The organism is Amycolatopsis arida (assembly GCF_900115565.1).
Taxonomy (GTDB): domain Bacteria; phylum Actinomycetota; class Actinomycetes; order Mycobacteriales; family Pseudonocardiaceae; genus Yuhushiella; species Yuhushiella arida.
Genome location: NZ_FOWW01000015.1, coordinates 24,154 through 36,968, shown reverse-complemented (window position 1 = coordinate 36,968; position 12,815 = coordinate 24,154). Strand labels below are relative to the sequence as shown.

Here is a 12,815-nt window from a genome sequence, read left to right as displayed (position 1 = left end):
GCACCTCCGCCCGACCGCGCCTCGCCGGTCACTGAGGCGTCCCCGGCGGTGGCGGCGACTGGGGCGGGTCGTACCTGACCGTGCCCACGCAGAGCGAGCACCCCGAGCAGGCCGCCGCGCTGGCCGCCTGGCTCACCGCGCCCGAGCAGCAGCTGCGCGCGTTCGAGGCGGCCGGCACGTTCCCCAGCCAGGTCGCGGCACTGGAGTCGGTACGCCAGGGTGATCCGCGACAACGGCCTTCCGGGGTGAGGACGGTCAGTGCGATCCGGCGAAGCTGCCGGCCAGGGTGCTGTGCCGCCGTTCGGTGTCGGCGTTCATGCCGGTGATGGTGACGGTACCGCCGCGGGCGGCGTATTTGGTGGTGACGGCGTCGAGGGCGGCGACGGTGGAGGCGTCCCAGATGTGCGCGTCGGTGAGGTCGACGACGATGTTCGGTGGGTCGTTCGGGTAGTCGAACTGGAAGACCAGGTCGTTGCTGGAGGCGAAGAAGAGCTGGCCCGTCACACGGTAGATCTTCGTGCTGCCGTCGGGGTCGAGCACGCTGTCGACGGAGACCAGGTGAGCGACGCGGCGGGCGAAGGCCACGGTGGCCACGAGCACCCCGACGACGACGCCGATGGCGAGGTTGTGGGTGGCGACGGTGACGGCCACGGTGGTGATCATCACGGTCGTCTCGCTCCGGGGCATTCGGCGGAGGGTGCGCGGGCGGACGCTGTGCCAGTCGAAGGTGGCGACCGCGACCATGATCATCACCCCGACCAGCGCGGCCATGGGAATGCGGGCCACCACCTGGCCGAGCGCGACCACGAGCACGAGGAGGAACACGCCGGCGAGGAAGGTCGAGGCGCGGGTGCGGGCGCCGGACCGCACGTTGATCATGGTCTGGCCGATCATCGCGCAGCCGCCCATGCCGCCGAAGAAGCCGGTGACGATGTTGGCCACGCCCTGGCCCCAGGACTCGCGGGTCTTGTCGGAGTGGGTGTCGGTGAGGTCGTCGACGAGCTTGGCGGTCATCAGTGACTCCATCAGCCCGACCAGGGCGATGGCGAGGGAGAACGGGGCGATGACGGTCAGGGTCTGCCACGTCAGGGGCACCGCGGGGATGCCGAGCACGGGCAGGCTGTTCGGCAGCTCGCCCTGGTCGCCGACGGTGGGCACGGCGATGCCGGCGGCGACGGTCACGGCGGTGAGCGCGACGATCGCGACCAGCGGTGCGGGTACGGCCCTGGTCAGCCGGGGGAGCCCGACCATGATCGCCAGCCCGGCGGCGAGCAGGGCGTAGACGGTCCAGGGCACGCCGACCAGGTAGGGGAGCTGGGCCAGGAAGATCAGCACGGCCAGCGCGTTGACGAAGCCGACCATCACGCTGCGGGGAAGGAACCGCATGAGCCGGGCCACGCCGGCCAGTGCCAGCAGGACCTGGATGACGCCGCCGAGGACGACCGCGGCGAGCAGGTACCCCAGCCCGTGCTCGCGGGCCAGCGGGGCGACGACCAGCGCGATCGCGCCGGTGGCGGCGGAGATCATCGCCGGCCGACCGCCGGTGAGGGCGATGGTGACGGCCATGGTGAAGGACGCGAACAGCCCCACCCGGGGGTCCACCCCGGCGATGATCGAGAACGACACCGCCTCCGGGATCAGGGCCAGCGCGACGACCAGGCCGGAGAGGGCCTCGACCCGCAGCACGCGGAGGGACGACCACGCCGGACGGGCACGCAGGACGGCAGGAAGGGACATCATCCTCTTTCGGGGAAGCGCGGTGAACGGGCACGCTCACGGGAGCGACCACGGGAAGCGGGCCGGGAGCCGCGCCGGCGGGGCTCACCCGGAACGTCCCCGACCCTACCCTTACGTGAGGGAAGTGATCGGGGAATGTGATCAACGACCCGGTTCGCGGGTCCCCGTCCCCGGCGAGGTTGCTCGGAAGGCGCTCAGGACTGGGTGATCTGGATCCGGTCGGCGACCAGGAACTCCTCGTCCGCGAAGCCGGCGACCCTGCCCTCGTCGACGAGGCCGTACGGTTCGACGTAGTCGGCGTGCCGGAACTGGCGGACCGTGCCGGTGGCACGCACCGTGGTGCCCTCCCGGACGTCCTGGTTGCCCTCGGCGTAGAGCACCAGAAGTGACTCGTCACCGTACGCCTGGCCGCCGAGGACGTAGGCACGCGGGTTGATCACGTCGGTGACCGCGGCGCTCACCGTGACGGTCTCACCGACGTACTCGTTGGTGCCGAAGTAGTCGTCCTCGGTGACGTCCTCGACGTCGGCGCCGGTCTCCGGCCCCGCGGAGTCCTCGTCGCAGCCGGCGAGCACGAGCGGCAGCGCGGCCAGCACCGCTGCCGTCCCGCGCCGCCACCCCCGGGTTCGCGTGGTGGGCATGGGTGTCCCTTCCGATCCAGGCGGTCCCTTCGGTGGAGGCTTTCCCGCCGGCGTGAGCCGAAACCACGCACGCGTGCCCACGGTTGTGGGCTCCGGACAGCGGGTATCCGTGGGCCACGGAAGGAGGTCTCATGGACACCCCGCAACGGCTGGAGGCACTGGCCAGGACGAAGGCGAGCGCCCTGCGGCACGAGGTGACCGGTGACGGCGGCACCGAGCTGGGCGCCCGCTACGTGGTGAACCCGGACGAGGTGCAGTCACTGGTGGACGCCTGGCCGCAGGCGCCCCGGACCACCGCGGAACGGTTGCTGACCCGCTACGGCCCGCCGAACGAGGTCACCCCGACGAAGCTCATGTGGTACCGCAACGGCCCGTGGCGCCGCACGGTGCTGACCGCGGACGAGATCGTCCACCACTTCCCGACCACGCACACCGATTTCCTGAGCCAGTACGTCGACTACCGCGTCCCGCCGGACGCGTGCGTGGACCTGCTCCGGTTCGACGGCAGCGTCCTGATCGACCGCACGGCCGGCGAGTTGGGCGCGCGCTGCGACTCGGAGGCGATGAACATTCTCACCCTCAACCTCGCCCACGACATCGTCACCGGCGAGCGTGACGTGGCCGGAGCCAGGGAGCACTACGCCGAGACCGCGGCCGCCTACCACCTCGGGCGCCCGGCGCCCGACGCCGAGCGGCTGCGGTTCGCCGTCGAAGGCCCGACGGCGGACCCCGACGAGAACGTGATGGCCGCCGCGCTGGCCCACCGGGCCGCGGAGAAGATGAAGGGCGAGTAGCCCGCGGGACACTACGAGCGCCGCTCCTCAGCGGAGCCGGGCAGCGCCCCGTACGGGTCGGGGGAGCCACGCCGATGGACGAACGTGAGAGTGGCGCTGCTGGCCGCGAGGAGCGCCACGACCACCCCGACCGCCAACCGGTTGGTGTCCGCGGTGTCGAGCCCCGGTGGGCCCAGCACGAAAGGCAGGACCACCAGCCACGCGCCCAGCAGGACGTTCACCAGGCTGAACCAGGGCAGTGCCCGCGGCGCCGTGGTCCGCACCAGCCCGGTCACCGCGATCGCCGCGCCGAGCACGATGTCGGTCCAGTGGCTCACGTCGCTGGTCCCGACGTAGTCGAGGGCGAACGGCGACGCGGCGAGCCACACCCCGGCCAGGAACACCAGCGCGCTGGGCAGGCTGGCCACGGCCGGGTCCTCACGGGGTGCGGTGAGGGACGCGGGATCGTAGGCGAACCCTGGCCGCTCGTCGGGCCACGGCTCCCGATCGGTGTCGGCGGGGCCGGTGAGGCCGGGGTGCCGGGGGTCCGGGCGTGGTTGGTTCATCGGTCTCGACCCTGGTTCGACGGCTGGGCATGGGGTGCCGGGTCATCGGCCCGGCACTGGCGCGGTCAGCACTGGCCGCGCCACCCAGGCTCCGGCTGCCCCGGGTGCCGCGCGCCGAACCGCGTGCCGGGTCACCGTTACCCAGTCGTGACACTGGGGTCGAGGGAACGGCAACCGAGGTTGCCGTAGCCACCCCGGGGCGGGTCAGGTCCGCGCTCGCAGCCGCCGCAGCATGCGCGCGTCGGCGAAGCCCACAACGTGCGCCGCCGACTCGACGGTCGCGCCGCGGCCGATGAGGTGCTCGGCGCGCTCCACCCGGAGCGCCTGCTGATAGCGCAGCGGGGTGATCCCGGTGGCGGCGGTGAACAGCCGGGTGACGGTGCGCTCGCCGCAGCCGACCGAGCCGGCCAACTCGGCCAGCGGCAGCCGCTCGGTGAACCGGGCGTCGATGAGGTCCTGCACTCGGTGCACCACGTCGTCGAGGTGCGACCGGTGCCGCAGCATCGCGCTGGCCTGTGGCTCGTCACCGTTGCGCCGGGCGTAGCCGACCATCGCCCTGGCGACCCGCGCGGCGAGAGCCGGTCCGTGTCGGGTGGCGAGCAGGTGCAACGCCAGGTCGATGCCGCTGGCGATGCCGGCCGACGTGGCCACCCCGTCGTCGACGACGTAGAGCACGTCGCGCACCACTCGCGCCCGGGGATGCCGGGCGGCCAGCTCGTCCTGCAGCTGGTGGTGGGTGGTGCAGCGCCGGCCGTCCAGCAACCCGGCCCGGCCCAGCGCGTCCGCGCCGGCGCACACGCTGGCGACCGTGCCACCCGCCTCGTGGTGCTCCCGCAGCCGGCGCAGGGTCGCCGCGCCGAACCCGCTGGAGCCGACCAGCCGCCGGGCCCGCCAGCCGGGCACGATCACGAGGTCCTCGGGGGTCAGCCGCGGCCACTCGGTCCCGGCGTGGATCGTCAGCCCCTGCGCGGTGGGCACGTCCGGCCGCTCCGCCACGTACCGCAACGTGTAGTGGTGGCCGGCGTCGGCGGCGCCGGAGAACACCTGGGCTGGCCCGGCGAGGTCCAGCAGGTGCAGCCGGGGTGCGAGCAGGAAGGCGACGGTGGGCACGATCCGGTCAGCCTACCCGGTCAGCTCGTCGAGCCGGGCGATCGTGGCGAACCGGCCGGCGAGGGCGTACTCGGTGCGCTGGACGACGTCGGTGGCGGGCAGCGTCCGCGGGTCGGCGAGCAGCTCCGCCACCGGCCGGTCGGCGGGCGCGTCGCGGTGCGGGATGGGGAACGTGGCGGTCGCGTCGGTCACGAAGGTCACGGTGAAGCCGAGGTCGGCGGCCAGCCTGGCGGTGGTCTCGCAGCACTGCTCGGTCTGGATTCCGCACACGACGAGCTCCCGGATGCCGCGCCGGGTGAGCAGCTGCTGCAGGTTGGTGGTGGTGAAGCAGTTCCGGGACGTCTTGGTGAGGACCGGCTCGCCGGCCGCGGGGTCGAGACCCGGCATCAACCGGACGTGGCCGAGGACGGGATCGAACGCCGTGCCGGTGTCCGGCTCGGCGTGCAGCACCCACACGACCAGGTCACCGGCGGCACGGGCGGACTGCACCAGCTGGCCGGCCCGTTCGGCGATGTCCGGTGTGGACACGGTGGCCCAGCGGGGCTGCCGGCGGAAGGACTCCTGGAGGTCGATTCCGAGAAGCGCACGGTTCATGCCCGCCATCCTGCGCGGCCCTTGCGCTGGTCGGCAGGCACTGTCGGGCCGGGCGGCGGAACGATCCGGTCATGGGTGGAGAACGCCAAGGCGCTGGAGAAGGCCGGCGACGACCCCGGCGGGGTCAGTGCGCCGCGCCCAGCTCCAGCGCGAGCACCCCGCCGGCCACCAGCACCAGCCCGCCGACCTGGAGCAACGTCAGGCTCTCCCCGAGGAACAGCGCACCGGCCACCGCGACCAGCGCGACCCCCGCCGCGGCCCAGACACCGTAGGCCACCCCGACCGGCATGCCGCGCTTGAGCACCTGGGAGAGCAGGACGAACGCGGTCGCGTACCCGACCACCACGACGGCCGAGTATCCGAGCTTGCTGAAGCCCTCGGACAGCCGGAGGCTGATCGTGCCCACCACCTCGGACACGATGGCCGCGGCCAGCAACACGTAGATCATCCGATATTCCTCCACAGTAGACCGTGAACCCAGTCTAGGCCGGCCACGAAGGGCGCGGCGATGGTTGGTGTCGGCCACGGGCGGGTATCCGGGGTGCTCACTCGGCGCCGATGAGTCCCCGAGGTAGTTTGCCGGAGTGTCTGTCGGCGGCCGGGTGCGTCGCTGGGCGGTGCGCGGGCTCGCGCTGCCGTCCGGTTGCCTGCTGGCGCTCGCGTACCCCGCCGCCGGCGCGTGGTGGCTGGGGTGGGTCGGGCTGGTCCCGCTGGTGCTGCTGTCCGGACGTGCGGGCTCGTACGGCGAGGCCGCGTGGCGGAGTTCGCTCGCCGCGGTGGGGTTCTTCCTCACCCTGTTCCACTGGGTACTGCCGCACGTGGGCGTCCTGGCTCTGGTGATGGGTGCCGTCGCCGGTGTCGTGTGGGTGCCGTTCGGGCTGGCGTCGTACCGCCTGCTGCGCGAACCCTCCGCGGCACGGGTGGCCACGGCCGCGGTGGTGCTGCCGTCGGTCTGGGTCAGCGTCGAGGCGCTGCGTTCGTGGGAGCACCTGGGGGGCGCCTGGGGCCTGCTGGGGCTGACCCAGTGGCAGGTGCGGCCGGTGCTGGCCGTGGCCTCGCTCGGTGGCGTGTGGTTGCTCGGCTTCGTGTTGGTGGCGGTCAACGTCGGGCTCGCCGCCATGGTCCTTCCGGGTACCGGCCGGGCGGCGCGGTTGCTCGGGGGAGGGCTCGCCGTCGTGTTCGCCGCCTTCGCGGTCGGTTACGGGTTGCTCCGGCCGGACCCGGTGACGACCGGCAGCGTTCGCGTGGTCGGGGTGCAGCCCGGCGTCGTGCACGGTGCCGACGACCGCGTCGCCGCGCATCTGGACCTGACCCGCGGGGCCGCGGGTCGCGGGCAGGACGTGGTGGTCTGGGGGCAGAGCAGCATGCCGTTCGACCCGGCGCGCCGCCCCGATACGGTGGCCCTGCTGCGCCAGGTCGCGGCGACCGTGGGAAGCGATGTGCTGGTCAACGTCGACGCGCGAGCCACGGACGGTCGGATCCGGAAGACGACGCAGCAGTACGGGCCCGGCGGGCTGGTGAGCACGTACGAGAAGCGGCGGCTCGTTCCGTTCGGCGAGTACGTGCCGTTGCGGCCGCTGCTGGGTGAGCTGCTCCAGGACACCGGGATCGCCGAGGAGGACAGGGCCCCGGGCGAGGCGCCGGCGATACTGCGGACCGGCGGGGCACGGGTGGGCCCGCTGATCTCGTACGAGTCGATCTTTCCCGACCTGCGCCGGGAGCTCGTTCGGCTGGGCGCCGACGTCACGGTGGTCCAGGGCTCGCTCACGTCGTTCCACGGAACGTGGGCACAGCCACAACAGGCGAGTGCCGAGGCGGTCCGGGCGGTGGAGTCCGGCCGTTCCGCCGTCCTGGTGGAGCTGAGCGGCACGTCCGCGGTGTTCGACGCGCGGGGCGAGCGGCTGGCCTGGGTCCCGCCGGACGAGCACGGGATCTTCGTGGTGGATGTGCCGTTGTACGAGGAGACCACCCCCTACGTCCGATGGGGTGACTGGGTCCCGATCACCGCCGGCGCGATCACCGCGACGGGCATCGTGCTCCTGGTCGTGCTCGCACTGCTCGACCCGCGGTCGAGCTCGGTCAGCCGCCGGTGGCGGGGGAGCCGCCGGTGAACGGGCGTGGTCGTCGATCCACTGCGGTGACGGGCCTGCCGAGGAGGGCGGCCAACCGATCGAGGGGCGAGGCGTCGCCGGGGACCGGTTGCGGTGGTGCGAACGGGGCCCGGTCCGGTGGGATGTCAGCGAGCGTGCCGCGGGTGAACTCGAGTTGCCGCTCGACGACGTGGTCGGAAACCCGGAGTCGCTGGCCGGTCGCCCGAACCAGGTCCCAACCGTGCACGAGTTCCTCGACGGCGCGCAGGTGTGCCGCGATGACGCCGGGGACGGCCCCGGCGGGGACCTGGAAGACCTCGTCCAGTACGCCCGGCTGCCGGAACGCGGCGAGGAGGTCCTCGGCGGCGCCCTGGTAGGCGGTCACGGGGTCATCGCCGAGTGCGTCCCTCGTCGCGGGGTCCAGGACGCCGGGCGCGACGGCCGCCTCGCCGCGCAGGATGGCGGCGAACAGGCGGTTCCCGATGACCATGTGGTTCACCAGGTCGCGGACATCCCACTCCGGGCAGGGGGTGGACGTGCTCCACTGGTCGTGCCGGACGGTGGCGACCAGGTCGCCCACGACGGCGAGGACCGCGGTGAGATCGTCGATGGGCGTCGGGTGGATGGCGTCGCTCACTGCTGCCTTCTTCCGTGGGTTGGTGTCTCGTGCTCCCGGGGTGCTGAAGGCGCGTGTCGCGTCCTTCGCTTGGTGAGACACCGCCGGCTCCCGGAACGGAACGGTCCGGGGCCGAACGGATCCCTGCGCGGGTGGGTGCCATGGGAGGATGCGGCGGTGAGTCAGGACACACTGGACCGCGCGCGGGCGGGGGACGAGCAGGCGTTTCGCGAACTCACCGAACCGTACCGGCGCGAGCTGCGGCTGCATTGCTACCGGATCCTCGGGTCGCTGACCGATGCCGAGGACGTGCTGCAGGAGACCCTGATCGCGGCATGGCGCGGTCTGACCGGTTTCGCCGGCCGAGCATCGGTGCGGACGTGGCTGTACCGCATCGCCACCAACCGCTGCCTCAACGCGCTGCGCGAAGCCGGGCGACGTCGTCCACCCGAGCCGGTGCCCCCGTTCGACCCGCCCGAGCCCACTCGCCGCGGTGACACGACCTGGCTGCAACCGTACCCGGACACGATGCTGGATCGGGTCGCGGACCACGCGCCGGGGCCCGAAACCCGTTACCACTCCAGAGAGGCGGTCGAGCTGGCGTTCGTCGCGGCACTGCAGCACCTTCCGCCACGCCAGGCCGCCACCCTCGTGCTGCGTGACGTGCTCGGCTTCTCCACGGCGGAGGTCGCCGACATGCTGGGGACCAGCGCCACCGCGATCAAAGGCGCCCTGCAGCGCGCCCGCACCCGACTGGACCAGCGCCGCCACACCATCGATCCCGAACGTGTCCCGCTCCCGGGCTCGCCGGAGGAGCGACACCTGACCCGGCGGTTCGCCGACGCGTTCACCAGCGGCGACGTCGACGGCGTCGTCACGTTGCTGACCGACGACGCGTGGCTGGTCATGCCACCGGCGCCCCACGAGTACCACGGCCCGCCCGCGATCGCGGCCTTCCTCACCATGTTCACGACTTGGCGTGGACGCCGCCGCTTCCGGCTGACTCCCACCCGCGCCAACACGCAGCCGGCGCTCGGCTGCCATCTCACCGAGCCCGGCGGCTCGACGGCGCATCCTGCCGGGTTGCTGGTGCTGACCCTGGAGGTGGACCGGATCCGCACCGTCACGTGGTTCCTCGGCGACGATCTGCCGCGCCGCTTCGGGTTGTCCGGAACAGCTGGCTGACCGCGGCGCCACCGCCGGCCATCAATCCGGTTGAGCCGGAACCCGTGTGGCGGCCAGGATGCGTCATGGATCTTGTCGGCATGATGCCCGCGTTCGTCGTCGCGGTGGTCCTGATCTCGGCCTCGCCCGGCCCGGCGATGGCGTTGATCCTGCGCCGGGCCGCGGTACGCGGGTTCGCCGGTGCCGTCCCGACGGTGCTCGGGCTCGAGGCCGGCCTGTACCTGTGGGCGCTGTTCGCCGCCGCCGGGTTGGCGGCGAAGGTGGCCGCTTCGGAGGTCGCGTTCCTCGTGTTGCGCGTCGTCGGCGCTGGGTTCCTGTTGTACCTGGGGATCAAGGCGTGGCGTTCGGCGTGGCGCGCCCGCGGGAGCGGGGTGCTGCCGGACTCCGGTGCCGGGTCGCCGGTCGACTCGGCGAGCGGCTGGGTGAAGGCGTTCGGTGAGGGCGCGCTGGTGATGTTGGCGAACCCGAAGGCCGCCGCTTTCGTGATCGCGTTCTATCCGCAGTTCGTGCCGGCGGGGTGGCCGTTGTTCACCACGACCGCGGTGCTCGCCGTATTGCAGGTGGCCATCGAGGTGGTGCTGTACCTGACGTTGGCGGCCGTGGTCGGCCGGGCCAGCGGGTGGTTCCGCCGGTCGACGGTCCGGCGCCGGCTCGACGCGATCAGCGGCACCGTCCTCGTCGCCCTCGGGCTGCGGATGGCCACGGAGAGCCGTTGAGCGTTCGTCATTCCGTGGCGTCGGTGGTCCCGGGAAGGGGCCGCGTCCGGTCCAGGTCAACGCGAGATGTCAGCGGTGAGGAGCCGTTCGGTGCCGCCGGTAGTGCTCCCCACCTTCGTGAGCCTGAGCCAGCTGGCGCCGCCCTCTCCGATGACGCGGTGCGCCTCGGCCCCGGTGACCCGCGACGCTATTCCTGACCCGTCCACCCGAGCCCGGGCGCCACTCGAGGCGAAACACCGACCCGAGAGAGGCCGGCCCGGGCCAGGGAGTTGTCCCCGGCGGTGGTGGTAACGGCGACTTCGAGCACGTCGGTGCCGTTGATCGACCCGGCGAGCACCTCGGCGCCGGGTCCTGCCTCGATCGGCACGGACTCCTCGATCGGCACGGACTCGCCGTTGATCACCGAGACGTCCAGAGCGGCACGGCCGTCGCGCCGCCGAGGCCATCGTCCGGCACGTGGGCATCGACCAGGTCTTGGCAGAGGTGCTGCCCGAGGACAGGCTGTGCGAGGTCGTCCGGCTGCGGGAGCTGAGGGGACTCGAACCCTGACCCCTCACTGCCAGTGAGGACCGGACATGCCTCCTACCAGCGAAAACGGAGAACCCGCAGAAAAGGCGGTTCTGTTTGGTGCGGATTGTGACCGTTCGATACGGCTCGACCCGAACCCGTGCTTTAGATGCGCTCCAGACAAATTGGTGTGCGGAGACCTGGAAGGAGCGAGCTACGACGCGCGCACCCGCGACTGTCGCCGCGCTCGCTGCGTCCCGGGTTCCTGCTTCCCACAGGTTCGGCAAGGAACAGGCACGGGACAAGGGTTCTACGCGGCCACTCCTGGCGCCGATCTCTTCGTCTTCGGTGTGTAAGGGATGTCGGCGGAATCGTCCCTCCATCCCGGTCGCGACGTCGATGCCCATCCCGGCCTCAGGACCGGGCGTAGGCGTTGCGCCCGGGTGAGGCGGTGACGCCGAACGCGACGACGCTGACGGCGACCGCGAGGCTGCCCGCGGCGAACAGACGTGGGTCGGCGACCCCCTTGTCCAGACTGTGGGCGAGGTAGAACAGGGCACTCACCCCCATGGGGCCGAACCAGCCCACGAAGGTGGCGTCGCGCCAGGTCAGTCCCAGAGGGCGAGCCAGGACGAGAAGGAACGGCGGGCGGCGCAGCAGCAGAACGGCGGCGGCGAAGGCGAGGGCGGCCGGTCCGAACGCGACCCAGTCCTGCCAGGGCAGCACCGCTCCGAACACGAGGAACAGCGGTAGCACCGCATATCGGTTCACCGCCTCATCGAGGCTGTCCTGCGGGGTGCGTTCGTGTTTGCCCACCATCCGGTTGTAGGCCAGCCCGGCCACGAAGACGGCCAGCACACCGTCGGTACCGGCCAAGCGAGCGATGCCGAGGACGGCGACGGCGAGCAGCAACGTGAACACCAGCTTGGACCCGCCATCGAGATCTCGATGGCGGGTGGCCTTCTTGATCGCCCGGCCGCCCAGCACACCGGCGACGACACCGACGACCGCGCCGGCGAGTACCTCCCAGGCCAGCCTGACCACCACGTCGCCGGGTCCCGTGGCCGGCAGCACGGCGGCCACCGCGAGACCGACCAGTGGCAGCGCCAGTCCATCGTTGGCGCCACTCTCCACGGTCAGGAGTCGGCGAATGCGCGCCGGAAGGTCCCGCTCGGCGGGTTCACCGGTGACCACGGAGGCGGCCAGGACCGGGTCAGTGGGGGACAGGCAGGCTCCCACCAGTGCGGCCACAGCGATGGGTAGGCCCAGGAGCAGGGCGGCAACGCCGGTGGCGGCCGCAGCCAGCGGCATGACGACGGCCAGGAGCAACACGAGTGGGCGCACCAGGGAGGGCAGGGACGACGCGGGGAAGCGCAAGGCGGCAGCCATCACCGATCCTGCCAGTACCAGCCGTGCCCCTTCCAGCAGCAGAACGTCGCGCAGCGCATCATCGATCTCGAGCAGGCCGAGCAGTCGTGGTCCCAGCACCACGCCAAGAACGAGGGCCACCAACGGCTCGCTGAGCGGCCACCGGCGAATGTTGCGGCTGATCAGGGCGAGCAGCACACCCACCGTCCCGATGGCCGCATACACCAGATGCAGACGGTCCATCCGCCACCTCTCGCTCCTCGGACGGGTACCTGGCGGCTCCGCACCGCCGCCACACGGTGGACGCGGCCGCGCGCCAGCACCGGACACGTTAACGCCGCCGCGAGCGGCCTGCCGAGCGAACCCCGCGGCACCAGGAACGCCCCAGCCAGCCTCGAACCCTCCAGCGAGAACGAAGCGTGCCGAGGTGTCTGGTCAACGGTGGTACTGATCTTGGTCTGACACGCCGAGCGTGCGCTTGGCGGGAAGGATCGATCCTGATCGAAACGCTGGAGTCCGTGACCGAGGAATGGATCCGCGGCGGCTGGCCGAGCAGCTGCTGGCGCAGGCCAAGCAGCAGGGGATCGACCTGGTCGGCCCGAATGGGCTACTCAACCAGCTGGCGAAGAAACGTGCTCGAGACCGCGCTGGAAGCGGAGATGAGGTCGACCCGCAGATCGTGCGCAAGCGGCAAGGCCGCCTGACCGGGGTGGACGAGATCGTGCTGTCGCTGTCAGCGAAGGCGCTGACCACCGGCGAGATCCCGCGCACGTCGACGACGCCTACGTCGCCAAGGTCTCCAAGGACACCCTCCCCCGGATCACCGCCAAGGGCCGTCGCGGAGATGATCGAGTGGGCCGGCCGGCCGTGCGTTCCGGGACAGCTTCGTCGACATCGGGCAGAGGTCCTCGG

General features: G+C 72.0%; 13 protein-coding genes and 2 pseudogenes. 6 read left to right on the top strand and 9 right to left on the bottom strand.

The window, feature by feature from the left end:
- Positions 1–41 precede the first annotated feature (41 nt).
- Positions 42–206 (top strand): annotated as a pseudogene (locus BM051_RS30190) (extracellular solute-binding protein); the annotation flags it as partial.
- A 49-nt stretch (positions 207–255) separates the two neighbouring features.
- On the opposite strand, the gene BM051_RS27590 reads toward BM051_RS30190, so the two are convergent.
- Together BM051_RS27590 and BM051_RS27585 are read right to left on the bottom strand one after the other, a co-directional pair.
- Entirely contained in the window at positions 256–1,737 is a 1,482-nt protein-coding gene (locus BM051_RS27590) for a SulP family inorganic anion transporter (RefSeq protein ID WP_092536842.1), read from the bottom strand.
- A gap of 194 nt (positions 1,738–1,931) precedes the next feature.
- Positions 1,932–2,378, bottom strand: a complete 447-nt coding sequence (locus tag BM051_RS27585; protein WP_134046415.1) for a hypothetical protein — start codon at positions 2,376–2,378, stop codon at positions 1,932–1,934.
- A gap of 131 nt (positions 2,379–2,509) precedes the next feature.
- Between BM051_RS27585 and BM051_RS27580 the strand changes: the two genes are divergently transcribed.
- Positions 2,510–3,172 (top strand): hypothetical protein, encoded by a 663-nt coding sequence (locus BM051_RS27580; protein ID WP_092536836.1) that lies wholly within the window; start codon positions 2,510–2,512, stop codon positions 3,170–3,172.
- 11 nt (positions 3,173–3,183) lie between these two features.
- Here the strand turns inward: BM051_RS27580 and BM051_RS27575 are convergent, their stop codons facing one another.
- From BM051_RS27575 to BM051_RS27560, 4 genes are all read right to left on the bottom strand, one after another.
- On the bottom strand, positions 3,184–3,717 hold the full coding sequence (locus BM051_RS27575; RefSeq protein WP_092536833.1) for an SPW repeat protein: 534 nt from the start codon (positions 3,715–3,717) through the stop codon (positions 3,184–3,186).
- 204 nt (positions 3,718–3,921) lie between these two features.
- Positions 3,922–4,827: a GlxA family transcriptional regulator gene (locus BM051_RS27570; protein WP_092536830.1), complete on the bottom strand. Its 906-nt coding sequence runs from the start codon at positions 4,825–4,827 to the stop codon at positions 3,922–3,924.
- 12 nt (positions 4,828–4,839) lie between these two features.
- Positions 4,840–5,421: a cysteine hydrolase family protein gene (locus BM051_RS27565; RefSeq protein WP_092536827.1), complete on the bottom strand. Its 582-nt coding sequence runs from the start codon at positions 5,419–5,421 to the stop codon at positions 4,840–4,842.
- 124 nt (positions 5,422–5,545) lie between these two features.
- Complete coding sequence (locus tag BM051_RS27560) at positions 5,546–5,869, bottom strand: DMT family transporter (RefSeq protein ID WP_092536824.1); 324 nt, start codon at positions 5,867–5,869, stop codon at positions 5,546–5,548.
- Positions 5,870–6,005: 136 nt separating this feature from the next.
- Here BM051_RS27560 and lnt point away from each other — a divergent pair, with 136 nt between their 5' ends.
- On the top strand, positions 6,006–7,532 hold the full coding sequence (gene lnt / locus BM051_RS27555) for an apolipoprotein N-acyltransferase (RefSeq protein ID WP_243859899.1): 1,527 nt from the start codon (positions 6,006–6,008) through the stop codon (positions 7,530–7,532).
- On the opposite strand, the gene BM051_RS27550 is transcribed toward lnt, so the two are convergent.
- Entirely contained in the window at positions 7,501–8,148 is a 648-nt protein-coding gene (locus BM051_RS27550) for a TIGR03086 family metal-binding protein (RefSeq protein WP_243859900.1), read from the bottom strand. The two genes, lnt and BM051_RS27550, sit on opposite strands and share 32 nt — an antisense overlap.
- A gap of 156 nt (positions 8,149–8,304) precedes the next feature.
- On the opposite strand from BM051_RS27550, the gene BM051_RS27545 reads away from it, so the two are divergent.
- Positions 8,305–9,312, top strand: a complete 1,008-nt coding sequence (locus BM051_RS27545; RefSeq protein WP_092536821.1) for an RNA polymerase subunit sigma-70 — start codon at positions 8,305–8,307, stop codon at positions 9,310–9,312.
- A gap of 65 nt (positions 9,313–9,377) precedes the next feature.
- Positions 9,378–10,028: a LysE family translocator gene (locus tag BM051_RS27540; protein WP_092536818.1), complete on the top strand. Its 651-nt coding sequence runs from the start codon at positions 9,378–9,380 to the stop codon at positions 10,026–10,028.
- A gap of 187 nt (positions 10,029–10,215) precedes the next feature.
- On the opposite strand, the gene BM051_RS27535 is transcribed toward BM051_RS27540, so the two are convergent.
- A complete protein-coding gene (locus BM051_RS27535) occupies positions 10,216–10,443 on the bottom strand; it encodes a hypothetical protein (RefSeq protein WP_483398197.1) in 228 nt (75 codons plus the stop codon).
- A gap of 506 nt (positions 10,444–10,949) precedes the next feature.
- On the bottom strand, positions 10,950–12,146 hold the full coding sequence (locus tag BM051_RS27530) for a cation:proton antiporter domain-containing protein (RefSeq protein WP_092536812.1): 1,197 nt from the start codon (positions 12,144–12,146) through the stop codon (positions 10,950–10,952).
- 286 nt (positions 12,147–12,432) lie between these two features.
- Here BM051_RS27530 and BM051_RS30185 point away from each other — a divergent pair.
- Positions 12,433–12,771: pseudogene (locus BM051_RS30185) on the top strand (transposase); the annotation flags it as partial.
- Between the last annotated feature and the right edge of the window lie 44 nt (positions 12,772–12,815).

Excerpts from the sequence above, each read along its gene's own strand:
- BM051_RS27580 (WP_092536836.1), top strand. The coding sequence starts at position 2,510 with ATGGACACCCCGCAACGGCTGGAGGCACTGGCCAGGACGAAGGCGAGC.
- BM051_RS27530 (WP_092536812.1), bottom strand. The coding sequence starts at position 12,146 with ATGGACCGTCTGCATCTGGTGTATGCGGCCATCGGGACGGTGGGTGTG.
- BM051_RS27560 (WP_092536824.1), bottom strand. The coding sequence starts at position 5,869 with ATGATCTACGTGTTGCTGGCCGCGGCCATCGTGTCCGAGGTGGTGGGC.
- BM051_RS27540 (WP_092536818.1), top strand. The coding sequence starts at position 9,378 with ATGGATCTTGTCGGCATGATGCCCGCGTTCGTCGTCGCGGTGGTCCTG.
- BM051_RS27575 (WP_092536833.1), bottom strand. The coding sequence starts at position 3,717 with ATGAACCAACCACGCCCGGACCCCCGGCACCCCGGCCTCACCGGCCCC.
- BM051_RS27585 (WP_134046415.1), bottom strand. The coding sequence starts at position 2,378 with ATGCCCACCACGCGAACCCGGGGGTGGCGGCGCGGGACGGCAGCGGTG.
- BM051_RS27590 (WP_092536842.1), bottom strand. The coding sequence starts at position 1,737 with ATGTCCCTTCCTGCCGTCCTGCGTGCCCGTCCGGCGTGGTCGTCCCTC.
- BM051_RS27565 (WP_092536827.1), bottom strand. The coding sequence starts at position 5,421 with ATGAACCGTGCGCTTCTCGGAATCGACCTCCAGGAGTCCTTCCGCCGG.